Origin of the sequence: Ornithinimicrobium pratense (assembly GCF_008843165.1) — a bacterium.
GTDB classification, from domain to species: domain Bacteria; phylum Actinomycetota; class Actinomycetes; order Actinomycetales; family Dermatophilaceae; genus Ornithinicoccus; species Ornithinicoccus pratensis.
In genome coordinates this window covers 3,254,163-3,276,054 of sequence record NZ_CP044427.1, presented here as the reverse complement: position 1 = coordinate 3,276,054, position 21,892 = coordinate 3,254,163, and the positions used below count along the sequence as shown (strand labels likewise).

The following is a 21,892-nucleotide window of genomic DNA, read 5'->3' as shown; positions in this document are numbered from 1 at the left end:
CATGAGTGACATCTGTGCTTGAAGTGATTATTGTGACTCGCGCACGATGGACGCAGGACCGCGGAGGAACCGCGCGTTCGCCATGAAAGGAACCGTGACAATGCGCCGCACCACCTTCAGGCTCGCGCTCGCTGCCGGCACCAGTGCCGTCCTGCTCTCCGCCGGGCCGGCCCTGGCCACCACACCACCCGACGACTGGGCGGACCGCTTCACCGAGCTGTCCGGCTACTCCGACGTCAGCTGCCTCGTCTCCACGATTCCCGGCGGAGAGAGCAGCGTCTTCATCAGCGAGCAGCAGTGGTCGCCCTTGCTGCAGGGCGACAACGAGTTCATGGGTGTCGCGCTGGAGCTCACCAACGGGACCGCCGAGCACTCCCCGTTCCTGGGCTTCGGCGAGGACCACATCTACTCCTCCAGCAGCGGCGAGAGCATCGAGCGGGCCGTCGTCTGCCAGGGGGTTCCGGCGGGCGAGGCCGCGCCGGCTGATCCCGGGGACGACGCCGACGAGAGCACCGAGGACGACGCGACTGACGATGACGCGACTGACGATGACGCGACCGACGATGACGCGACCGACGATGACGCGACCGACGATGACGCGACCGACGCTGACGACGAGGACGCCGACCAGGCCAGCGGCCCGCCGGTAGAGACCGACGGCCCGAGCAGCATGTCCGGTGCCAACCTCGGCCTGATCGGTGGCGCCGCACTCGCACTCGCTGGCGTCGGCATCACCGGCTTCGCCCTGCGTCGCCGCGCCTGAGGGTGCGCGGCCGGACAGACACCCCGGGCCGACCCGGGCCGACACCCAGGACACCATGAGCCGAGGACACCGCCTTCTCGTCCCGACCGGCCTGCTGATCGCCACCTTCGGCGTGAGCACGCTGGCCGTGCAGGCCGTCGGCGCGATCGAGGGGACCTCCGCGCGCCCCATCACGGCCGAGGGACCGGATGCCCCGGCCTGGGTGAGCGTGGAGTCGGCGGGCCTGGACCAGGAGCCGATCAAACCCGAGGGGCTGACCCCGCAGGGCACGATCAACCCGGACCAGGGTGATGTGATCTGGCACGTCGGTTCCGGCCGGGTCGTCCCGGGACGGGTCGGGACCGCGGTGATCGCCGGCCACGTGACCTACTACGACGAGCCCGACGTCTTCTACGACCTCGGCGAGGTGACCGTCGGCGACATCGTCTCCATCGGCTACGGCAACGGTGACACCCGCGAGTTCGTGGTCAGACGCACCCAGCAGGTCTCCAAGGAAGGCCTGCAGCGGATGCCCCAGGTCTGGGACAACCAGGACGAGGTCGCCCGGGTCGCCCTCATCACCTGCGATGAGTCCCTCGGCCAGCGCGCCGACGGTCACACCCGGGCGAACTTCGTGGCGATCGCCGAGGAGACCGGCAAGTAGCACCGGCGCCCTGCGTGGCTCGGGGTGGTCAGGCGGGCGGGGCGCTCAGGCGGGGACGTCGGCGGCGCGCGAGAAGCACGGCCACGGTCGCCACCGCGAGGAGCAGCACGACCCAGACCGGGTTGCCCCGCACTGCGGCGAAGAACGCGCCCCAGAAGGCGAAGCCCACCGTGGTGTAGATCAGCGCCCACGCGATCGCCCCCGGCACCTGCGCCAGGGTGAAGACCTTCCAGGACATGCGGACCATTCCGGCCGCCGCCATCACCATCGACTGGAAGCCCACGGTGAGGTAGGCGAACGGCACCAGCGGCCAGCCCCACTTCGCCAGCGCGGCGCGGGCGTGGGCGACGCGGTCGCTGTGCAGCCACCGATAGATGCGCCGACGCCAGCCCTCCTCGGGCTCGCCGAAGGCCAGCGCGCGGTCGGTGCTGACACGGGCGAGCCAGTAGATGGCCTGGCCGCGCGCCATCGAACCGAAGAAGAAGGCCACGAAGACGCCGAGGGCGATGTCTTCCAGACGCCATGAGGAGGGGCTGCTCACGATGGCTCCAGGGTACGTCGAGGACCCGGCCGGACCCGCACCCGCATACCCTGCCGGTATGACGGACCAACCCACCACGCTGCTCATCCTCGGCGCCTCCGGCGACCTCACCCGCCGCCTGCTCCTGCCGGGCCTGGGCTCCCTGCTCAAGGTCGAGCCGGACCGGCAGGTGCGGGTGGTCGGTGCCGACCGGGCCGAGCTGTCCCAACACGAGTGGGCGCAGAGGGTGCGGGAGTCGTTCGTCGAGGCCGAGGCGCCGCAGGGGGCGGTCGACCGGGTGGTTGGACAGACTGCATACCAGCGGACCGACGCACTGGACGAGGACCAGCTGCGCGAGCTGATCGGCTCGGTGCCCGGGTCCCTGGTGATCTACTTCGCGCTGCCGCCGCAGGTCACGGTGGGCGTCTGCGCGCTGCTGGAGCGGATCGGCGTGCCCGAGGGGACCCGCCTGGCGATGGAGAAGCCGTTCGGCCACGACCTGGCCTCGGCCCGCGAGCTCAACGCGCAGGCCACGCAGGTGGTGGCGGAGGAGCAGATCCATCGGATCGACCACTTCCTCGGCGTCAACACCGTGCTGAACCTGCTCGGGCTGCGCTTCGCCAACCGGATCTTCCAGCCGCTGTGGAGCGCGGACCACATCGCCAAGGTCGAGATCGAGTATGACGAGGACCTCGCCCTGGAGGGGCGGGCCGGCTACTACGACAAGGCCGGGGCGCTGATCGACATGACCCAGTCGCACCTGCTGCAGGTGCTGGCCATGTTCGCCATGGAGAGCCCGGCCTCGCTGGACGCCGAGGAGATGCGCTCGCTGAAGTCGCAGGTGCTGCGGGCCACCCGGCTGTGGGGCGGCGACCCGCGGACCGCTTCACGGCGGGCCCGGTACACCGCAGGCCGGATCGGGGACCGGGATGTTCCCGACTACGTGGACGAGGAGGGGGTGGATCCTGAGCGGGGCACCGAGACCCTCGCCGAGCTGGTGGTGGAGATCCGCAACCAGCGCTGGGCCGGCGTGCCCTTCCTGCTGCGCAGCGGCAAGGCGCTGGGGGTGCCGCACAAGGAGATCACCGTCACCTTCCGCGAGCCGGCGCACATCCCGGACGGGCTGCGGGACTGCGGTGCCCCGGACCGGCTGGTCCTCCAGCTGCGCCCAGGGGCGGTCACCCTCGATGTGTCGGTGAACGCCGAGGGCGACCCCTTCGACCTGGAGCAGGCCCAGCTGCACACCACGCTCGGCCAGCCCCGTATGCGGCCCTACGGAGAGGTGCTCGCCGGGATCCTGGACAGCAACCCGCTGCTGTCGATCCGCGGCGACGCCGCCGAGCTGATGTGGGAGCTCGTCGAGCCGGTCCTTACCGCCTGGCGCAACGACGAGGTCCCGCTCGAGGTGTACCCGGCCGGCTCCCAAGGCCCCGAGGGCTGGGGCACGATCCCGCCGCGTTAAGGGGCGACGTCGCCGCGTCCCGGACGGGACGCCGCGACATGGCACACCGGCAGTCAGCTCCGCGAGAAGCGCGTGACCCCCCGCTCCACGAGCTCGTAGAGCACGGGCACCAGGATCAGCGTCAGCAGGGTGGAGCTGAGCAGCCCACCGATGACCACGATCGCCAACGGCTGGGAGATGAACGCGCTGCCGCCGGTGAGCGCGATGGCCATCGGCACCAGCGCGAGGATGGTGGCGAAGGCGGTCATCAGGATCGGTCGAAGCCGGTGCCGGGCGCCCTCGATGACGGCGGTGGTGCGGTCCATGCCCTGGGCGCGGTACTGGTTGACCAGGTCGATGAGCACGATCGCGTTGGTGACCACGATGCCGATGAGCATGAGGAAGCCGATGAGCGCGGTTACGTCCAACGCCTGTCGCGTGACCAGCAGCGCGCCGATCGAGCCGGTCGCGGCGAACGGCACAGACACCAGCAGGATGAGCGGCTGCAGCAGGGAGTTGAAGGTCGCCACCATGACCAGGTAGACGATCGCCACCGCGGCCAGCAGCGCCAGCCCCAGCGCCGAGAACGCCTCCTGCTGGTCGGCGCTGACGCCACCAATCTCCACCTGCACGCCCTCCGGCACCTCGAGCGCCTCGACCCGCTCCTCCAGGTCGCTGGTCACGGCGCTGAGGTCATCGCCGGTGGAGGTGCCGGTCACCGTGGCGGCCCGCAGGCCGTCGACCCGGGTGATGCTCGCTGCCTCCTCGACGATGGCCAGCTCGGCCACCTCGCCCAGCAGCACCGCCTCGCCGTCGGTGTCCCGGGCCACCTCCACCTCCTCCAGGGCCTGCACGTCCGAGGCTGAGTTGTGCAGCACGACGACGTCCAGCTGTTGCGTGCCGAACTCGACCTCCCCCACGGTGGCGCCGTCGGTGGCCGCCTGGACGACCTGACCGAGCTGGGCCTCGGCCACCCCGACCTCGGCAGCGGCGGCCCGGTCGACCTGCACCTGCAGGGTGGGCACCGTCTCGGCGAGGTCGTTGACCACGTCCGCCGCGCCGACGTCACGCATGAGCTGGGTGACGGCTTCGGCGGTCTCCTGCAGGTCCTCGGGGTCCTGGGCCTGCACGCGGATCGACAGACTGCTGCCGACCGGGCCGGCCTGCCCCGCGCTCGCGGTGAGGGTGGCCCCTTCCGGCAGCAGCGGCTCGAAGTGGCTGGTCAGCGACTGGCCGAAGGTGAGCCCGCTGACCTCCTCGTCGACGGTCACGGCGAAGGCCGCCGTGCCCGAACCGGCCCCGGTGAAGACCGCCTCGATGCCGCCGGTGGAGCCGACGGTGGCCTGGTAGCTCTGCACCTCGGCGCGCTCCGTGAGCCAGTCCTCCACCTCACGGGCCTGCTCGTCGGTCTCCTCAAGGGTGGTCCCGACCGGCATCTGCAGGGTGGCCTGCACGGTGTTCTCGCCGGTGTCGCCGATGAAGTCGGTGCGCAGCAGGCCGGCACTGAGCACCGTGCCCGCCAGCAGTGCGGCCGCCAGGGCCAGGGTCACCCACGGCCGCCCGAGCGCGACCCGGAGCGCGGGCAGGTAGGCGCGCTGCAGCCGGTCCGGCGCGTCCTCGGCGGGGCGCGCCTCCGCGTGCTCCTCGGGCTTGGTGTCGGCGGCTTCCGGCGCGTGCTCGGCGCGCCGCGCCGTGCCCAGCAGCCAGTAGCCCACGACCGGGATGATCGTCAGCGCGACCAGCAGCGAGGCCAGCATGGCCAGCGACACCGTCACTGCGAACGGGCGGAAGAGCTCCCCGACGGCCCCGCCGACGAAGCCGAGCGGCAGGAAGACGGCCACGGTCGCCACGGTCGCCGAGGTGATCGCCCCCGCGACCTCCCGGGTCCCGTTGAGGACCGCGTCCCTGCGGTCCTCTCCTAGGGTCGTGTGCCGCTTGATGTTCTCGATGACCACGATGGAGTCATCCACCACGCGCCCGACCGCGATGGTCAGGGCGCCCAGGGTCAGGATGTTGAGGCTGTAGCCCAGCGCGGTCAGGCCGATCAGGGTCACCAGCAGCGACAGCGGGATCGACAGCGCGGTGACCAGCGTCAGCCGGACCGAGAGCAGGAAGACCAGCACCACCAGCACCGCGAACCCGAGCCCGAGCAGGCCCTCGGTGGCCAGGTCCTCGATCGAGTTCTCGATGAACGGCGCCTGGTCGAAGATCGTCACCAGCTCACCGCCGTCCAGCGACTGCTCCAACTCGGGCAGCGCCTCCTCCAGCGCGTGCGAGACCTCCACGGCGTTGCCGTCCGGGGTCTTGGTGATCGCCAGGCCGACGGAGGCCACCCCGTTGGTGCGGGTGTATGCCGTGGCCGGCCGCTCCTGCAGGCTCACCTCGGCGACGTCTCCCAGGGTGGGGATCTCGGGGACCTCGACAGCCCCGGCGGCGGCCTGCTCGGCCGCGGCCTGGGCGGCGGCCGCCTGGCCGGCCAGCTCGGGGTTCGTGGGGTCGGCAGCGGCGGCCTCGCCCGCCTCCTGGGCGGCCTGCTCGGTCTCTCCGATCGCGGCCTGCTGCTGCTGGGCGGCGGTCCGCGCCCCGATCGTGGTCTGGGTGAGCAGGGGCAGCTCGGCGATGGCCTCCACGCTGGTCAGCCGCGAGCCGACCTGGACCGGCAGCTCGGTCTCACCGTGCAGCACCTGGCCGCCGGGCAGCACCACGCCGTTGGCCTGGAGCACCTGGCCGACCTCGGAGACGGACACACCCGCCTCCTGGGCCGCCTCCTCGTCCAGCTCGACGGTCACCACCCGGTCCGCGACACCGGACAGGGTCGCGGACCGCACGCCCTCCAGGTCCTCGATCTCGGGCAGCACGAAGCGCTCGAGGCGGTCCACCAGCTCCTCGCCGTTGACGTCCTCACCGCCACTGGCCGACATCTGGATGATCGGGAAGTCGTCGAGGTTGCCAGCGATGATCTGCGGGTTGGCCGTGTCGGGCAGCTGCGGCAGGGACAGCACCGCGCGCTGCAGGTCGGTCTGGGCCGCGCCCAGGTCGGTGCCGTAGTCCAGCTCGATGACGACCGAGGAGAACCCGTCGGTCGAGGTGGACTGCACCTCGACCACGCTGTTCAGCCCCTGGGCCGCGGTCTCGATCGGCCGGGTGACCTGCTCCTCGACGACCGAGGAGCTGGAGCCGCTCACGGGCGTGGCGACCACCAGGACCGGGAACTGCAAAGAAGGGAAGAGCTCTCGTGGCAGGGCGGACGCGGACCAGAGGCCGGCGAGGATCCCGAAGACGGTGGCGAGGGCGATGAGGGCGCGGTTGCGCACGCTGAAGACGGTCAGGCGTGACATAGGATGCCTAGCCTAAGGCGAATAGTTCGCCTGAGCCGAATCAATGGCTGCTGCCCTGGCTGCAGGCATCCTCGGCCGACCTGCGAGGCGAGGACCTGGATGACACCGAACCGTGAGGAGCTCACCGCGCGGCTGGGAGCCGCGGAGGCTGAGGTGCACGCCACCGCCATGCGCTGGGTCGGGGGAGTGCAGGAGGTGCCCGACCTGACCCTGCGTCAGTTGCAGGTGCTCGCGCTGCTGCGCACCACCCCGGGCATGTCTGGGCAGGACCTGGCGGACGCGCTCGGGGTCAGCACCTCCACGATGAGCGGCATCGTGGACCGCATCGTGGCCAAGGAGTGGGTCGAACGGGAGCCCGATGCCACGGACCGGCGGCGGGTGCTGCTGCACCCCACCCCGGAAGGGTTGACTGTCCTGGCCGACCTGGAGACCCCGGGTCGGCGGGCCCGGGCGTTGCTCGTCGAGCGGCTGGAGGACAGCGAGCTGACCGAGCTGTGCCACCTGGTCGAACGCCTGCGTGACATCGCCCGTCAGATCGATGAGGCCGGCGGTCCTGGCCCGGCCTAGCGGTGGGCGAAAGGTCTGGTCCTGCAGGTGACCGGCGCCTCCATCAGCGCCAGCACCCGCCGCAGCGCCGCTTCGCCCGCCCCTCCCACGGACGCCCCGCAGGTCCCGCCGCCCGCTCAGCCAGCAAGCCCCAGGCGGTGCAGCAGCGGGGTGACGTCCGGGTCGGCGCCGCGGAACCGGCGGTAGGTCTCCAGCGCCTCCACCGAGCCACCGGGTCCGAGCAGCTCGCGGCGGAAGCGCTCGCCGGCCTCGCGCGTCATCCCTCCCGGCTGGTCCGGCGTGCCCTGCTCACGGAACCAGGCGACGGTGTCGGCGTCCATCACCTCAGACCACAGGTAGGAGTAGTAGCCCGCGGAGTAGCCGCCGCCGAAGATGTGGTGGAAGTAGGCCGAGCGGTAGCGCGGCGGGACGAGCGGGAAGGCGACGCCGGCGCGCTCGAGCACGGCGGCCTCGAAGGCCTCCACCCCGGACCCGTCCGCGGGCAGCTCGGCCAGCGGGGTCTGGTGCCAGGCCTGGTCCAGGATCATCGCCTTGAGCAGCTCCAGGGTCGCGTAGCCGCTCTCCTGGCGGCCGTCGACCAGGGCCTGCACCCACTCCTGGGGCAGCGGCTCGTCGGTCTCGTGGTGCCGGGCGTAGCCCGCGATGAGCTCGGGCTCGAAGGCCCAGATCTCGTTGACCTGGCTGGGGAACTCGACGAAGTCGCGGGGCACGGACGTGCCGGACCGAGAGGGGTAGCGCACGTCGGAGAGCAGCCCGTGCAGGTCGTGCCCGAACTCGTGGAAGAGGGTGATGACGCTGTCCCAGCTCATCAGGCTCGGCAACCCGGGGGCCGGCGCGGGCAGGTTGCAGGTGTTGGTCACCACGGGCAGGTCACCGAGCAGGTGAGACTGGTTGACGACGCTGGTCATCCAGGCTCCGCCCCGCTTGGTGGGTCGGGTGTAGGGGTCGATGACCACCGCGCCGAGGACCGTGCCGTCCTCGTCCCGGACCTCGTAGACGGTGGCGTCGTCGGTGTAGCCGACCAGGTCCGGCCGCTCGCGGAAGGTGAGGCCGTAGAGCGCGGTGGCCGCGGCGAACACCCCATCGTGCAGGACGCGGGAGTACTCCAGGTAGGGCTTGAGCTGCTCCGGGTCGGGCCCGGCCCCCCGGGCGGAGCGGCGCGCGGCCGCCAGGAACTGCCAGTCCCACGGCTCCAGTGTCGCCTCCGGTTCCACGGTATGCAGCTGCTCGCGCAGCTCCTCTGCCTCCCGCTCGGCGATCTGCACCACGCCGGCGGCGAGCCGGGCCAGCAGGTCGTTGACCGCGTCCGTGCTTTTGGCGCAGGCCACCTCGTGCACGTAGGCGGCGTGGTGCGCATAACCGAGCAAGGTGGCCCGCTCGGCCCGCAGGCGGGCAATCCGGACCAGGATCTCCCGGGTGTCGTGCTCGCCGCCCAGGCCCCGCCCCGTCGAGGCCCGGAAGACCTGCTCGCGCAGTGCGCGGTCCTCCAGACTGTCCAGCAGGGGCTGACGCGTGGTGTTGGTGATGGTGAGCAGCCAGCCCTCGTCGGCCTCGTCGCGGGCCCGGGCCGACTCGCGCAGCCCGGCCCGGTCGTCGGCCGGCAGGCCGGCCAGGCGCGCCTCGTCGGTGACGTGCACCGCAGCGGCGTTGCGGCCAGCGACCAGGAGCCGGTCGAACTCGGTGGACAAGGCGGCCAGCTCGGCGTTCAGCTCCCGGAGCCGGGTCTGCCGGTCCTCCGGTAGGTTCACCCCGCCCCGCTCATAGCCGCGCAGCCGCTCGATGAGCACGAACTCGTCCTGCTTGTCGAGCTCCACCTCGCCGGCGTCGGCCCGCTCGCGCAGTGCGCGGAGGCGGGCGTAGAGGTCGGGGTCGAGCATGATCGCGTCGCTGTGCTGGGCCAGCCGGGGGCTGAACTCGGTCATGATCGCGTCGCGCTCGTCGTTGGTGTCGGCGGCCTTGGCGACCCAGAAGGCGGCCAGGGTGCGGTCCAGCGTGGCGCCGCTGGTCTCCCAGGCGTGCAACACGTTCTCGACGGTGGCCGGCTCCTGGCTCTGCGCCAGCGCACGCAGCGCGGCGAGCTGCTCGGCCATCCCGACCTCCAGCGCCTCCCGCACGTGGGCGTCCCTGATCCGCGCGTAGTCGGGGAGGGAGTATTCCAGGGCGGAGGGGGCCAGGAGGGGGTTCGCCATACCAACATCACACCACGAGCCGGGCAGGTCGACGCGTCAGAGCACGTCCCGGTGCGGGCCGGGAGGTCACGGTTTAGTCACGAAATGCCAGGCCACGCGATTCTGTGAGTGTGCTGTGAGAGGGTCGAGGGCGTCTGCGCCTCGTGTCCCGACGAGGCGCGGACCTGTCCTACCGCCGGGCGCCGGCCCAGGGGCCCGTTGCTTCGTTCGACGAAGAACCGGCGGCGGGATGCACACGGAGCCGGTGCGAGCCGGCCCGCAACGTGGTGCACCGTGGGCCCGCCCCTGGCCCGCCCGGTGTGCCTTGGCCCCATCGAACGGAGAAGCACGAATGGCCTTGAACAGGCGCCGGTCGACCCGTGCAGCGAGTGCGCTCGCGGGTCTGGCCCTGGTGGCTGCCGGTCTGACACCGGCAACCGCACTCCCCACCTCACCCGGCTCATCAGCCGATGGTGAGGCTTCACTCACGGACGAGTACGACATCTGGTCGGCCCCTGAGGCCGCACCCTCCAGCGACTGGGAAGGGGTGGCGAGCGACACCGGTCTGTGGATCGTCCGGCTCGCCGGCCCATCCGTCGCCGCCTATACCGCGACCCTCGAGGCGCGCGGCACCGCCTCCGACTCCCAGGTCGCCAGCTTCGACGCCCAGCTCGAGGCCAAGCACACCGAGCTGGTCGACACCATCGACGCGACCCTGGGTCGTGCGGTGAACGTCGAGTTCAGCTACCGCAACGTGCTCAACGGAATGGCGGTGGAGATCACCGAGGCCGAGGCCGAGCAGCTGCGCGAGCTGCCCGGCGTCATCGAGGTCTACCCCGACACCATCCGGGAGATGGACACCGACGTCAGCCACGAGATCCTCCTGTCCGAGGCTGTCTGGAACGGCGAGACCGGCACCGACGAGGGCACCCGGGGTGAGGGCGTCGTCATCGGCTTCATCGACTCCGGCGTGAACCCCTTCCACCCCTCGTTCGCCGAGACCGACATGGACGGCTACACCCACACCAACCCGTATGGCGAAGGCGTCTACCGCGGTGTGTGCGCCGACCCGTCCGCGAACAACTACGAAGACATCTGCAACGACAAGCTCATCGGTGCCTACAACCTGAATGCCGCGTCGTCGAGCGCAATTGACACGGATGGGCACGGCAGCCACGTCGGCTCCACCATCGCCGGCAACAAGCATGAGGCCGAGTTCGAGATCGGTGCCGACACCTTCGAGCGGTTGGTGCAGGGTGTCGCCCCGCGCGCCAACGCCGTCTCCTACCTGGTCTGCTCGCCCGGTTGCCCCGGCGCCGCGAGCATCGCCGCCGTCAACAACGCCATCACTGACGGGGTTGACGTCCTGAACTACTCCATCTCCGGCAGCGACTTCCCCTGGAACGACCCGGTAGACCTGGCCTTCCGCGACGCTGCGGCGGCCGGTATCAACGTCGTCGCCTCCGCCGGCAACGCCGGCCCGGGCGCCAGCACCGTCGCCAAGACCGGCCCCTGGATGGCCTCCACGGCAGCGACGACGCACCAGCGCGTCTTCGCCCAGTCCGTGTCGGTCGCCGGTCCGACCCCCGTCCCCGAGATGCTCACGGATATGCCGGGCTTCCCCGGTGCGGGTCCGGTCATGACCGAGGACATCACGGCCGAGGTCCGCTCCGCTGCGGACCTGGGCAACTTCCGCGCCTGCACCCCGCTGCCCGCGGGCTCGATGAGCGGTGCCATCGCCTTCATCGAGCGCGGTGACTGCCCCTTCCCCGACAAGGTGAACAACGCTGCGGCCGCCGGTGCGGTCGCGGTGCTCATGGGCAACAACTTCGGCGGTCCGCCGATCGCCCCGGGCGGGCTGGAGGGCACCTCCATCCCCACCGTGCTGATCTCAGGCGCCGAGTCCCAGGCGCTGCTGGACTTCTTCGCCAGCACTGACGCCGCGGTCACCGCGACGATCGACGCCGACGTGGAGCTGTTCCTCAATGAGGACTGGATCGACATCGTCGCCGGCTTCAGCTCCCGCGGGCCGAGCCAGTACGACATGCTGGCGCCGACCTACGCCGCGCCCGGTGTGAACATCCTGGCCGCAGCTGAGCCGCAGGCCGGGAACGACAGCCCGTACGCCATCCTGCAGGGCACCTCGATGTCCTCGCCGCACGCAGCCGGGGCGACCGCCCTGATGCGTGGGTTACACCCGGACTGGACCCCGACCGAGATCCGTTCGGCGCTGGCCGCCTCGGCCGACACCGACCTGGTCAAGGACAACGGCGTCACCCCGGCCGACCCCTTCGACATCGGCTCGGGTCGCATCAACCTCTCCCAGGCTGGCCGCATTGGTCTGGTCCTGGACGAGAGCATCCCCAACATGATTGCCGCCAACCCGGCAGTCGGCGGCGACCCGGCCACGCTGAACCTGCCGGCCATGGTCCGCCAGGACTGCGCCGGCCTGTGCAGCTGGACGCGCACCGTCACCAACGTGGCCGACGTCGAGGCGGAGTACACCGCCGCGACCACGGGTGCGGAGGGTCTGTCGATCCAGGTCACCCCGGCCCAGTTCACCCTGGCCGCCGGTGAGTCGCAGGAGGTCGTCATCACGGCCACCACCGTCGACACCCAGGGCGCCTGGGCGTTCGGCAGCGTGACCTTCTCCACCGACGCCAACCACAGCAGCGGCGCGGACATCGCCGACGCCTCCCTGCCGGTCGCCCTCAAGGGCACCGCAGCGGTGGCGGACATCACCGTCGACCCCTCGCAGATCGACTCCACCCAGGCCCCCGACGAGGTGACCACCCACGAGCTGACCATCGGCAACACCGGTGGTGCCCCGCTCACCTGGGAGTTCGTGGACGAGGCCGGCACCGGTGTCGTCTTCGAGCAGGCCGAGGGCGGGACCAGCGGCATCGTCAGCGACTACGGCAACGGAGCGCAGACCGGTGTCTACTCCGCCGACGACTTCGTGGTCGGGGACGCGACGGAGATCTCCTCGATCTACACCCCGGGCTTCTGGAACACCGGCTCGTTGACCCAGGCCAGCCAGATCAGCTGGCGGATCTACGCCGACGCCGGCGGCGTGCCGGCCTCCCACCCGGAGGCCGGGGACGACGCGGTGTGGGCCTACGACGCCGCGCCGACCGCAGCCGAGGTCGACATCACCGACAACAACATCACGCTGGATGTGTCGGCGGCCGCCTCGACGCTCGACCTGGAGGCCGGGACCTACTGGCTGTCGGTCTACCCCTCGATCCCGGGCAGCCCGACCAGCACCTCGCGCTGGAACTGGTACCAGGGCACTCCGCAGAACGGCGCGCCGGCCAAGCTGGTGGACCCCAGCAACTTGTTCGGTGGTGGCTTCACCAGCTGGACCACGCTGCCGGTCGACTGGGCCGTCTCGGCCCTGGCCTTCCGCCTGGAGGGGCCGCTCTCCTGCGGTGCCGACTGGGTGAGCGTCTCGCCGATGAGCGGCACCACCGCTCCCGGTGGCACCACCGGTGTCGAGGTCAGCCTCGACTCCACCGGGGTCGACGAGGGCACCTACACCGCCCAGCTCTGCCTGGAGTCCAACGACCCCGACGAGTCGCCGTTGACCATCCCGGTCACGATGACCGTCGAGGTCCCGGAGCCGGCCCCGGCCATCAACGTGATGCCGGAGTCGCTCTCGAACTCGCAGGAGCCCGACACGCAGAGCGAGCACACGGTGACCATCGCCAACGATGGTGACCAGGCGCTGGAGTGGGATCTGGCCGAGGCTGAGGCCGCACCGCCGGCCGCGGGCTCACCCGTCACCCTGCCGCAGGGCTCGGACCGCGCCTCCGGCGTGGTCGAGGTCGACGGGCAGGCGCCTGCACAGGTGCTGCCGACCTTCAACCCGTTGGCCACCGACTCGTTGATGGAGACCTTCGACGACATCGACACCCTCCCGGGTGAGGGATGGGCGATCGTCAACAACAGCGAGCCGGTGGGCGGCGCCAGCTGGTTCCAGGGCAACCCGGATGTGTTCGACGCCCACGAGGGTGCAGCGGACGCTTACGTCGGGGTCAACTTCAACAGTGCCGGTCTGGCTCCGGGGCACATCAGCAACTGGCTGATGACCCCTGAGCTGGAGCTGACGAACGACAGCACGCTGTCGTTCTGGACCCGCACTGCGGAGAACCCGGCGCTCTTCGCGGACCGGCTGGAGGTGCGGTTGTCGACCAACGGCGCCAGCACCAACGCCGGCACCGGGGCCAACGGTGTGGGTGACTTCACCACCCACCTGCTGTCCGTCAACGAGAACCTCACGGCCACCGGCTACCCCGCTGAGTGGACCAACTACGAGGTGACCATCGAGGGTCTGGACGCTGCCACCACTGGACGGATCGGCTTCCGTTACTGGGTGCCGGACGGTGGCCCGCTGGGTGACAACTCCAGCTACATCGGCATCGACACGGTCTCCTACGAGGCCGCCGACGTGGAGCCCAACGAGTGCGAGATCGGCACCGACATCCCCTGGATGTCTGCCAGCCCGATGAGCGGCACGACCGCTCCGGGCGGCTCCTCCGAGGTGACCGTGACCCTGGACTCCTCGAGCCTGGACTACGGCACCTACGAGGCGCAGCTGTGCGTCTTCAGCAACGACCCGGAGAACCCCCTGGTGCGGGTCCCGGTCACCCTCGAGGTGGCCGACGCACCGGTGGACCCGGTGGAGCCGATCGAGGTCGAGCGCTGGTCCGGGACCAACCGTTACGGCACCGCCGCTGCGGTGTCCGGGACCTACGAGCCCGGCGCGGACGTGGTGTTCCTGGCCACCGGCCTGGACTACCCCGACGCGTTGACCGGTTCGGCCCTGGCCGGATCGATGGACGCTCCGGTGCTGCTGACCCGTAAGGGTGCGCTGCCGAACTCCACGATTGCTGAGCTGGGGCGTCTTGCTCCGGAGCGGGTTGTGGTGCTCGGTGGTCCGGACGCGGTGGCGGATGCTGTCCTGGTCCAGGCTGCTGCCTTGACGGGTGCTTCGGTGGAGCGCCTGTCGGGTACTAACCGGTATGGCACTGCTGCGGCGGTGGCTGCCGAGTTTGGTACTGCGGATCGGGTGTTCGTGGCTACTGGAGTGGACTACCCGGACGCGTTGTCCGCGGCGGCTCGTGCTGGTGCGCTGGACTCCCCGGTGCTGCTGGTCCGTCAGGCCTCGATCCCGTCGGCCACGGCCGCTGCGCTGAGCGCTCTGGCGCCCAGCCAGATCACCGTGCTGGGTGGCGAGGGTGCTGTGGACCAGTCCGTGGTGCGTGAGCTGCGTCAGTGGGCTCCGACCCAGCGTCAGGGTGGCCTGAACCGGTGGATCACCTCAGCTCGGATCTTCGCTGACGTCGTCAGCGCGGAGACGGTCTACGTGGCCTCGGGCCAGGACTGGCCGGACGCGCTGGCCGGTGGCGCCAAGGCTGGCTCGGATCACGAGCCGCTGCTGCTCACCCGTAAGGGTGAGCTGCCCACGGTGATCGCGAACGCGATCCTGCGTCTCGACCCTGAGCGGGCCGTGGTGCTGGGTGGCACGAACGCGGTGTCGAACGACGTGGTCGAGGAGTTGGAGGACCTGCGCGGTCAGGACTGATCTCCTCCCCGTTTCACACGCACTGCCCCGTCGACCTTCCGGTCGGCGGGGCAGTGCCGTCTCATAGAGTCTGGGCTATGAGCGCCAGTGCCACCCCGGACCCGACCCCGCCCAGCGCAGTCCCGCCGACGGTGGGCCCCGACCGCCCCGAGCCCAGGGACCTGCTGGTGGAGACGAGTCATACCCTGCAGAGCGTCGACGGCAAGCTGTCCTACACCGCCCGGACCGGGCGGGTGGTGCTGCGCGAGGAGGAGTTCAAGGACGACGTCTTCGAGGGGTGGAAGCCGCGCGCCGAGCTGGCGGTCACGGCATACACCCTCGACGTCGACGAGGCCGACCGGAAGTCGCGACCGATCACCTTCGTGTTCAACGGCGGGCCGGGATCCAGCTCGGTATGGCTGCACCTGGGCGTCATGGGGCCGCGCATCGTCGACGCGGGGGAGCCCGACGCCCCCACGCCGCCGCCCTACGCGCTGCTGGACAACCCGCACACGCCGCTGCGCGCCACGGACCTCGTCTTCATCGACCCGATGTCCACCGGCCAGTCCCGGGTCGTCGAGGGCGGCAAGGCCAAGGACTACCACGGCTTCGGCAAGGACGTGGAGCAGGTCACCGAGCTGATCAGGCTGTGGTGCACGCGCGAGGACCGGTGGATGAGCCCCAAGTTCCTCGCCGGCGAGTCCTACGGCACCACCCGCGCCGTCGCCGTGGCCGAGCGCCTCTTCGCGAAGTTCGGCATGCAGCTGAACGGCCTGGTGCTCATCTCCAGCGTCCTCGACTTCGGTGCCCAGGACTTCCGCTACCTGCGTCACGACGAGGCCTGCCAGTCCTTCCTGCCCACCTACGCCGCGATCGCGCACTACCACGGCAAGCACCCCGGGCGGTCCTTGCGCGAGGTCCTCGCCGAGGCCGAGGAGTATGCCGGCACCACCTACCGCTGGGCGTTGGGCCGGGGCCACCGGCTGGCCCCGGAGGAGCGCGCCGAGGTGCTGGCCACCCTGGCCCGGCTCACCGGCTTGTCGCAGGACTACCTCGACCGCAGCGACCTGCGGCCCGAGCACTGGCGCTTCTGCACCGAGCTGCTGCGGGTCGAGGGGCGCACCGTCGGCCGGATCGACGGGCGGATCACCGGTGTCCTGCACTCCGGGATCGCCGAGGGGATGGACGCCGACCCCTCCATCGACATGATCATGGGCCCGTATGCCGCGGCCATCCACCACTACCTGCGCGGGGAGCTGAGCTCCGAGCTCGACCTGCCCTACGCGGTCTTCTCCGACGCCATCCAGCACTGGTCCTACAAGGAGTTCGAGGCCAAGCCGATCAACGTCACCGACCTGCTGGAGCGGGTGCTGCGCGCCAACCCCCACCTGCGGGTGCGGATCGAGTACGGCTACTACGACCTCGCCACCCCCTACGGCGCCGCCGAGGACATGGTCGCCCACCTGCGGGTGCCCGAGCAGGCGCTGGACCGAATCGAGCACGCCTACTTCGAGACCGGCCACATGCCCTACGTCGGGGAGGTCACCCGGGTCGAGGAGGCCGAGGGCATCACCGACTTCGTCCGTCGCGCCAGCACGTCCTGAATTTGCGGTAGATCGCTGTCGCCATCGCACCGAGCTACCTCACACTGAGCTACCTCACCCGAGCTACCTCACGGCCTGCGGATCCTCCCGCAAGGGTCTGCCGGCTGGCCTTAGGACTTGTCGGGGATCGGCTCGACCTCGATCGGGCCGGTCTCGGCATGGACTGCCCCGGTCGGCTCGTCGAGCTTGACGCAGACCACCCCGGCCAGGATGAGCAGGCCACCGGCCAGCTGGATCGGGGCGGGCAGCTCGGCGAGCAGGATCCAGGCCCAGAGCACCGCGAACATCACCTCGGTGAGCCCGACGAACGAGCTGACCTTGGCACCCAGCGCCCGCGCGGCGGCGATGCCGGTCGCGTAGGCCAGCCCGGCGGCGACGATGCCCAGCCAGAGCACCGGCACCCACCAGGGCACCGTCGCCCCAGCCAGGACCGCCGGGGCGGTGTCCCAGGTCATCGGCACCAGGCCGGCGAGCCCGGCGAGCAGCAGGGCGAGGCCGCCGAGCGTCATCCCGAAGCAGGCGAACGCCATCGGCGGCAGCCCGGAGGCGTCGTCCGCGCCGACGACGAAGAAGACGGCCAGGCCGACCGCGGCCGCCAGGCCCCACAGCACCCCGGCCGTGCTCAGCTGCACGTCGCCGAGGACGTCGAGGACCAGCAGCAGCCCGACGACGGCGATCGCGAGGCCGCCGATCGTCAGCGGCCGGGGACGTTGGCCTCGGGCCAGCCAGAGCCAGCCCACGACGAGGATGGGGCCAAGGTACTCAAGCATCAGCGCCACCCCGACCGAGAGCCGCTCCACGGCCAGGAAGTAGAAGAGCTGGCAGCCGGCGACGGCCACGAGCCCGAAGAGTCCCAGGTGCGTCCACGCCAGGCGGCTGCGCAGCAGGTGCCACCGCCCACGCATCTCCCACAGCGCGAACGGCGCGAGGAGCAAGGCGCCGACCGCGATCCGCAGGGTCACGGCCGCACCGGGTGACCAGCCCTCGACGAGCAGGCTCTTGGCCACCGCGCCGGAGCTGCCGAAGGTCGCGGCCGAGACCACGGCGATGAGCAGGCCCACCAGGAGCACGCGTCCGGGGCTGCGGCGGGGAGGGGCGTTGGTGGGGGCGGCGGAGCTGCCGGTCTGGGGCGGTGTGGTCGAGGTCGCGCTCATGCGGCCCTCCTCTCGGGGCGGGCACGATCAACGGCCCGACGTGGGATCATGGGTGTCAGCCGTTGACGGGTATGACGATAGGTGAGCCACGGCTCAGGAGTCAAGATGCATTTCACTCATGACACACAACTGGCGCTGCAGGCCGCCGCAGCCCTGGTCAACACGTCCCTGCGCCGTGAGGGGGACGTCGACGAGCTGGCCACGGTGAGCGAGTTGGAGGCGTTCGTCCGCCGGTGGCGCTGGACCGGTCGCCGGACCCGGGACCGGGCCGAGCTCGACGAGGTGCGCCACCTGCGGCCCCGGCTCGAGGCCTTCTGGGAGGAAGGGGAGGAGGGGGTGGCGCAGCTGGCCAACACCCTGCTCGCGGAGGCGCAGGCGCTGCCGCGGCTGGTCAACCACGACGACCTCGGCTGGCACCTGCACGCCACCCCCGACGACGCCCCGCTCGCGACCCGGATGGCGGTCGAGGCGGCCATGGCCTTCGGTGACGTGCTGCGAGCCGACGAGCTGCGGCGGCTGCGGGTCTGCGAGGCTGACGACTGCCGGGACGTCCACGTAGACCTGTCCCGCAACCGGTCCCGGCGCTACTGCAGCACCACCTGCGGCAACCGGATGGCCGCCGCGGCCTACCGGGAGCGACAAGGGGCCCGGCCGACCGAGAACCCGCGGCCCAGCAATGAGACGGAGGATGGCTCATGACCAACGCCGAGGAGTATGACGGGCTGACGGCGGCAACCCGGGCGGTCGCGCTGGGGCGCCCGAAGCGCATCGCCGGCGCTGCTGTCAACGTGCCCGTGTCGTTCACCTCGACCTACGTCGCAGACGGTGACGTCAGCTATGCCCGCACCTCCAACCCGACCTGGGAGGCCCTCGAGGAGGTGCTGGGCTCGCTGGAGGGCGGGTCGGCCCGGGTCTTCGGCTCCGGGCTGGCCGCGGTGTCCGCGGTCATCTCCCTGGTCCCGGTGGGCGGCGTCGTGGTCGCTCCGCGGCACGCCTACAACGGCACCACCGGGATCCTCGGTGAGCGGTCCGCGGCGGGCGCGCTGACCGTGCGGCCGGTGCAGGCGGACGACGTCGAGGGCATCGTCGCCGCTTGCGCGGGGGCGGACCTGCTGCTGCTGGAGAGCCCCACCAACCCGATGATGGAGCTGACCGACGTGCCGGCCGTCCTACGCGGGCTGGCGGACCGGTATGGCGACCAGCGCCCGGTGGTCGTGTGCGACAACACCTTCGCCACCCCGCTCGTCCAGCAGCCGCTGTCCTGGGGCGTGGACGCGGTGATCCACTCGGCGACCAAGTACCTCGCCGGCCACTCCGACGTGCTCCTGGGCGCCGTCGTCGTCAGCCCGCAGCGGGCGGACCTGGCCGAGCGGCTGCATACCCACCGGACCCTGCACGGCGCGATTCCCGGCCCGATGGAGGCCTGGCTGGTGCTGCGCGGGATCCGCACCCTCTCGGTGCGGCTCGAGCGCGCCACCGCCACAGCACGGGTGATCGCGGAGCGGCTGCGCGAGCACCCCGTGGTGGTCCGGGTGCGCTACCCCGGGTTCGGGGCGATGCTGTCCATCGAGGTGGGCAGCGAGGAGGCTGCAGAGACGGTCTGTGCCCGGACCCGGTTGTGGATGCACTCGACCTCGCTGGGTGGGGTCGAGTCCCAGATTGAGCGGCGCCGCCGGCACCCGCTGGAGGTGGACACGGTGCCGGTCGACCTCATCCGGCTCTCGGTAGGCATCGAGGACGTCGAGGACCTGTGGGCCGACCTGGAGCAGGCCTTGGCGCCTGAGGCTCCGGCGCCTTAGCCCGTGGAGAGATCCGTGTAGCCGTAGAGGTCGGTCTGCCGCTCGTTGATCCAGATCCGCTTGCCCCCGTCGGGGTCGGCGACCTGGAGCGTGCGGCTGTAAGTCTCGTCGATGAGCAGGCAGTCGATGCCGGCGGCCGTGAGCAACGCCTGGGCGTCCTCGACGACGCCCGCCCATTCGAAACTCAGCTCGGTCCCGCTCTCGTCGGCGCCGTGCACCGCGGCGAGCCCTCTGCCGTCGAAGGTGAAATCCGCCCAGGTCCCGGCGTCACCGACGATCCGGGGTCGGGCGCCCAAACCCTCCAGGACCGCGCGGGGCATGGCCGTGTCGACGGCATACCAGATCGGCAGCACGCTGAGCTCTGGGCGGGTCGCCTCACCCCCGCCGCGGGTCGCCTCCACCGCGACGGGCGTGGGCGCATCGAGCCAGAGGAAGGTCCCGTCCGCGGCCCGGACGTGACCGGCCGGTCCGTGGTCGCTGTCCTCGAGAGTCACCGGCACCCCATGGGCGGCGGCCTCCGCCACGGCCTGCTCCAGCTCGACCGGGGTCTCGATGGCGATCGTCGTCGTCCCTGCGGGTTGGTCGGGATGGGCGGCATGCAGAGCGACCCGGCCGCCGCCGAGCTGGTAGACGAGCCAGCCCGGGTGCTCGCTGATCAGTGTGCCGCCGAGGGTCTGCAGGATGCGCTGCCAGCCGGGCAGATCGGCGGTAAAGCGGATGGGTCGCGGCGTGGGGCCGGTCAGGGTGCTCATGTCACTGCTCCTTGCTGCTCGGATCGGTCGAGGTCGAGGTCGAGGTCGAGGTCGAGGTCGAGGTCGAGGCCTCGGGCCGGGTCTGCCCGGAGAGGTAGTCCCGCAGGGCTCGTTCGACCAGGGCGGAGAGGCTCACGCCCTCGTCGACCCCGCGGTGCTTGACCGCGGTGATGAGGTCGCGAGGGAGGTAGACGTTGAACTGCGCCTTCTCGACCATGCCTAGGATGCTAGCAATCTAGACTGCAGTGGGCAACGCGGTCGGTTGGGGCGACGCGGCTGGAGCTTGTCGCCGTGGATGACCTTCGCCCGGTGGGCGACCGGTCAGAGCCCTTCGGCCAGGGCTTTGTCGAACCAGTGGCCCAGCACGGGCGTCCACTCGCGGATCGCCACCTGCTCGACAAGCCCCTGCTGCTGGAACGGGTCCTGCCGGAGCAGCTCGACCAGCTCGGCGGCGCTGTCGCCGCGCAGGATCAGCATCGCAGCGTCCGGCGCCTCGTCGACCGCGGCGTAGGGGCCGGAGAGGAGAACGACCCCCTCCTGCGCCAATGAGCCGAGGAACTCCCGGTGGGCCGGGCGGTGCTCGTCGCGCGCCCGGGTGTCGTCGGAGTAGCTGTAGTGGACTGCGAACAGGCTCATGGCGCCAACTTACTGGGTGGTCAGCGCCGCCCGCTCCTACCGGGTGGTCAGCGCCGCCCGCTCGGCCTCGGCCGCGATCACCTGCTCGAAGTGCTGGATCGGGTGGGCGCCCTGCACGACCTGAGTGTTGATGAGGAAGGTCGGGGTGGAGGTGACGCCGATAGCGCGCGCCTCGGCGGTGTCGGCCTGCACCGCGGCCAGGATCTCCGGGTCGTCCAGCGCGGTCTCGAACGCCTCCAGGTCGGGGATGTCGAGCTCCTCGGCGAGCGCGATGATGTCGTCGCGGTCGTACTCCGCACGGCCCTCGGCCGAGAGCGCGAACAGGGCCGTCTGGTAGTCGTGGAGGTGGTCCTGCTCGGCCGCTGCGCGGGCAGCGACGGCCGCCAGCTGCGAGGCCTCCTCGAAGAGGACGAGGTCACGGAACTCGATGCGTAGCGTCCCGTCCTCGACCAGCGGGTCCAGGTCAGGGCGGGTCTGGGTGGCGAACTGGGCGCAGTAGGGGCAGCGGTAGTCGGCGTACTCGATCATCACCACCGGCGCGTCGACGTCGCCGACCGCCATCGGGTCGTCGGCGTCCCGGCGCTGCAGGCCGAGCATGAACTCCTCGATCTCCGGGGGCGGAGTCTGCTCCGCCGCGTCGGGGGCCGGTGCCTGCGAGGGGGGCTGAGCCTGGTCGTCGGTCTGGCCCTCCCCCTGGCCCTGCGCCTGGCCCTGATCCTGGCCCTCGCCCGGGGTCTGCTGCGGCTGCGCCTCCTGCGTCGTCGCGGGGGCGTCGCCGGCGGTGTCCGATCCGTCCCGGTCGCCCATCGCCAGCCAGGCGATGAAGGCGACGACCAGCGCCACGACGATCGCGGCCACGGCCCAGGCGATCGAGGCGGCCTTGGTGTCGTGGGCGGGCTGGTTGGCGGTCGGGGTGCTCACCACTCCAGCGTCGCACACCG

16 protein-coding genes are annotated in these 21,892 nt (G+C 71.1%); 8 read left to right on the top strand and 8 right to left on the bottom strand.

From position 1 onward, the window contains the following. Positions 1 to 100 precede the first annotated feature (100 nt). Positions 101 to 763: a hypothetical protein gene (locus FY030_RS15060; RefSeq protein WP_158062339.1), complete on the top strand. Its 663-nt coding sequence runs from the start codon at positions 101 to 103 to the stop codon at positions 761 to 763. 55 nt (positions 764 to 818) lie between these two features. Further along, on the top strand, positions 819 to 1,406 hold the full coding sequence (locus FY030_RS15055; protein ID WP_158062338.1) for a class F sortase: 588 nt from the start codon (positions 819 to 821) through the stop codon (positions 1,404 to 1,406). A 28-nt stretch (positions 1,407 to 1,434) separates the two neighbouring features. On the opposite strand, the gene FY030_RS15050 is transcribed toward FY030_RS15055, so the two are convergent. Beyond that, complete coding sequence (locus FY030_RS15050; RefSeq protein WP_192498641.1) at positions 1,435 to 1,947, bottom strand: DedA family protein; 513 nt, start codon at positions 1,945 to 1,947, stop codon at positions 1,435 to 1,437. A gap of 58 nt (positions 1,948 to 2,005) precedes the next feature. Here FY030_RS15050 and FY030_RS15045 point away from each other — a divergent pair, with 58 nt between their 5' ends. Next, a complete protein-coding gene (locus FY030_RS15045) occupies positions 2,006 to 3,388 on the top strand; it encodes a glucose-6-phosphate dehydrogenase (protein ID WP_158062336.1) in 1,383 nt (460 codons plus the stop codon). A 53-nt stretch (positions 3,389 to 3,441) separates the two neighbouring features. On the opposite strand, the gene FY030_RS15040 is transcribed toward FY030_RS15045, so the two are convergent. Next, on the bottom strand, positions 3,442 to 6,705 hold the full coding sequence (locus tag FY030_RS15040) for an efflux RND transporter permease subunit (RefSeq protein ID WP_158062335.1): 3,264 nt from the start codon (positions 6,703 to 6,705) through the stop codon (positions 3,442 to 3,444). Between the two features lie 99 nt (positions 6,706 to 6,804). Between FY030_RS15040 and FY030_RS15035 the strand changes: the two genes are divergently transcribed. Continuing rightward, complete coding sequence (locus tag FY030_RS15035) at positions 6,805 to 7,272, top strand: MarR family winged helix-turn-helix transcriptional regulator (protein ID WP_192498640.1); 468 nt, start codon at positions 6,805 to 6,807, stop codon at positions 7,270 to 7,272. Positions 7,273 to 7,388: 116 nt separating this feature from the next. On the opposite strand, the gene FY030_RS15030 is transcribed toward FY030_RS15035, so the two are convergent. Beyond that, positions 7,389 to 9,461 (bottom strand): M3 family metallopeptidase, encoded by a 2,073-nt coding sequence (locus FY030_RS15030; protein WP_158062333.1) that lies wholly within the window; start codon positions 9,459 to 9,461, stop codon positions 7,389 to 7,391. Between the two features lie 331 nt (positions 9,462 to 9,792). Between FY030_RS15030 and FY030_RS15025 the strand changes: the two genes are divergently transcribed. Next, positions 9,793 to 15,027, top strand: coding sequence for a cell wall-binding repeat-containing protein (locus tag FY030_RS15025; RefSeq protein WP_192498639.1), 5,235 nt, complete (start codon positions 9,793 to 9,795; stop codon positions 15,025 to 15,027). Between the two features lie 77 nt (positions 15,028 to 15,104). Next, positions 15,105 to 16,610, top strand: coding sequence for a S10 family peptidase (locus FY030_RS15020; RefSeq protein ID WP_158062331.1), 1,506 nt, complete (start codon positions 15,105 to 15,107; stop codon positions 16,608 to 16,610). A 110-nt stretch (positions 16,611 to 16,720) separates the two neighbouring features. On the opposite strand, the gene FY030_RS15015 is transcribed toward FY030_RS15020, so the two are convergent. After that, positions 16,721 to 17,764 (bottom strand): EamA family transporter, encoded by a 1,044-nt coding sequence (locus tag FY030_RS15015; protein WP_158062330.1) that lies wholly within the window; start codon positions 17,762 to 17,764, stop codon positions 16,721 to 16,723. 105 nt (positions 17,765 to 17,869) lie between these two features. On the opposite strand from FY030_RS15015, the gene FY030_RS15010 reads away from it, so the two are divergent. Further along, entirely contained in the window at positions 17,870 to 18,463 is a 594-nt protein-coding gene (locus tag FY030_RS15010; protein ID WP_158062329.1) for a CGNR zinc finger domain-containing protein, read from the top strand. Beyond that, entirely contained in the window at positions 18,460 to 19,563 is a 1,104-nt protein-coding gene (locus FY030_RS15005) for a trans-sulfuration enzyme family protein (protein WP_158062328.1), read from the top strand. The genes FY030_RS15010 and FY030_RS15005 overlap by 4 nt, the downstream gene beginning before the upstream one ends. Here FY030_RS15005 and FY030_RS15000 read toward each other — a convergent pair. From FY030_RS15000 to FY030_RS14985, 4 genes are all read right to left on the bottom strand, one after another. Further along, positions 19,560 to 20,315: a hypothetical protein gene (locus FY030_RS15000; protein WP_158062327.1), complete on the bottom strand. Its 756-nt coding sequence runs from the start codon at positions 20,313 to 20,315 to the stop codon at positions 19,560 to 19,562. The genes FY030_RS15005 and FY030_RS15000 overlap by 4 nt on opposite strands. Before the next feature lies 1 nt (position 20,316). Further along, positions 20,317 to 20,532 (bottom strand): ribbon-helix-helix domain-containing protein, encoded by a 216-nt coding sequence (locus tag FY030_RS14995; RefSeq protein WP_158062326.1) that lies wholly within the window; start codon positions 20,530 to 20,532, stop codon positions 20,317 to 20,319. A 104-nt stretch (positions 20,533 to 20,636) separates the two neighbouring features. Then, the gene (locus tag FY030_RS14990; protein WP_158062325.1) at positions 20,637 to 20,951 is read right to left on the bottom strand and encodes a YciI family protein; all 315 of its coding nucleotides are present in this window, start codon (positions 20,949 to 20,951) and stop codon (positions 20,637 to 20,639) included. Positions 20,952 to 20,987: 36 nt separating this feature from the next. Then, positions 20,988 to 21,872, bottom strand: coding sequence for a DsbA family protein (locus tag FY030_RS14985; RefSeq protein WP_158062324.1), 885 nt, complete (start codon positions 21,870 to 21,872; stop codon positions 20,988 to 20,990). Positions 21,873 to 21,892 lie beyond the last annotated feature (20 nt).

Coding starts and splice junctions, on each gene's coding strand:
- FY030_RS15000 (WP_158062327.1), bottom strand. CDS start 20,315: ATGAGCACCCTGACCGGCCCCACGCCGCGACCCATCCGCTTTACCGCC.
- FY030_RS15060 (WP_158062339.1), top strand. CDS start 101: ATGCGCCGCACCACCTTCAGGCTCGCGCTCGCTGCCGGCACCAGTGCC.
- FY030_RS15030 (WP_158062333.1), bottom strand. CDS start 9,461: ATGGCGAACCCCCTCCTGGCCCCCTCCGCCCTGGAATACTCCCTCCCC.
- FY030_RS15055 (WP_158062338.1), top strand. CDS start 819: ATGAGCCGAGGACACCGCCTTCTCGTCCCGACCGGCCTGCTGATCGCC.
- FY030_RS15035 (WP_192498640.1), top strand. CDS start 6,805: ATGACACCGAACCGTGAGGAGCTCACCGCGCGGCTGGGAGCCGCGGAG.
- FY030_RS15045 (WP_158062336.1), top strand. CDS start 2,006: ATGACGGACCAACCCACCACGCTGCTCATCCTCGGCGCCTCCGGCGAC.
- FY030_RS15020 (WP_158062331.1), top strand. CDS start 15,105: ATGAGCGCCAGTGCCACCCCGGACCCGACCCCGCCCAGCGCAGTCCCG.
- FY030_RS15005 (WP_158062328.1), top strand. CDS start 18,460: ATGACCAACGCCGAGGAGTATGACGGGCTGACGGCGGCAACCCGGGCG.
- FY030_RS15010 (WP_158062329.1), top strand. CDS start 17,870: ATGCATTTCACTCATGACACACAACTGGCGCTGCAGGCCGCCGCAGCC.
- FY030_RS15040 (WP_158062335.1), bottom strand. CDS start 6,705: ATGTCACGCCTGACCGTCTTCAGCGTGCGCAACCGCGCCCTCATCGCC.
- FY030_RS15015 (WP_158062330.1), bottom strand. CDS start 17,764: ATGAGCGCGACCTCGACCACACCGCCCCAGACCGGCAGCTCCGCCGCC.
- FY030_RS15025 (WP_192498639.1), top strand. CDS start 9,793: ATGGCCTTGAACAGGCGCCGGTCGACCCGTGCAGCGAGTGCGCTCGCG.
- FY030_RS14995 (WP_158062326.1), bottom strand. CDS start 20,532: ATGGTCGAGAAGGCGCAGTTCAACGTCTACCTCCCTCGCGACCTCATC.
- FY030_RS14990 (WP_158062325.1), bottom strand. CDS start 20,951: ATGAGCCTGTTCGCAGTCCACTACAGCTACTCCGACGACACCCGGGCG.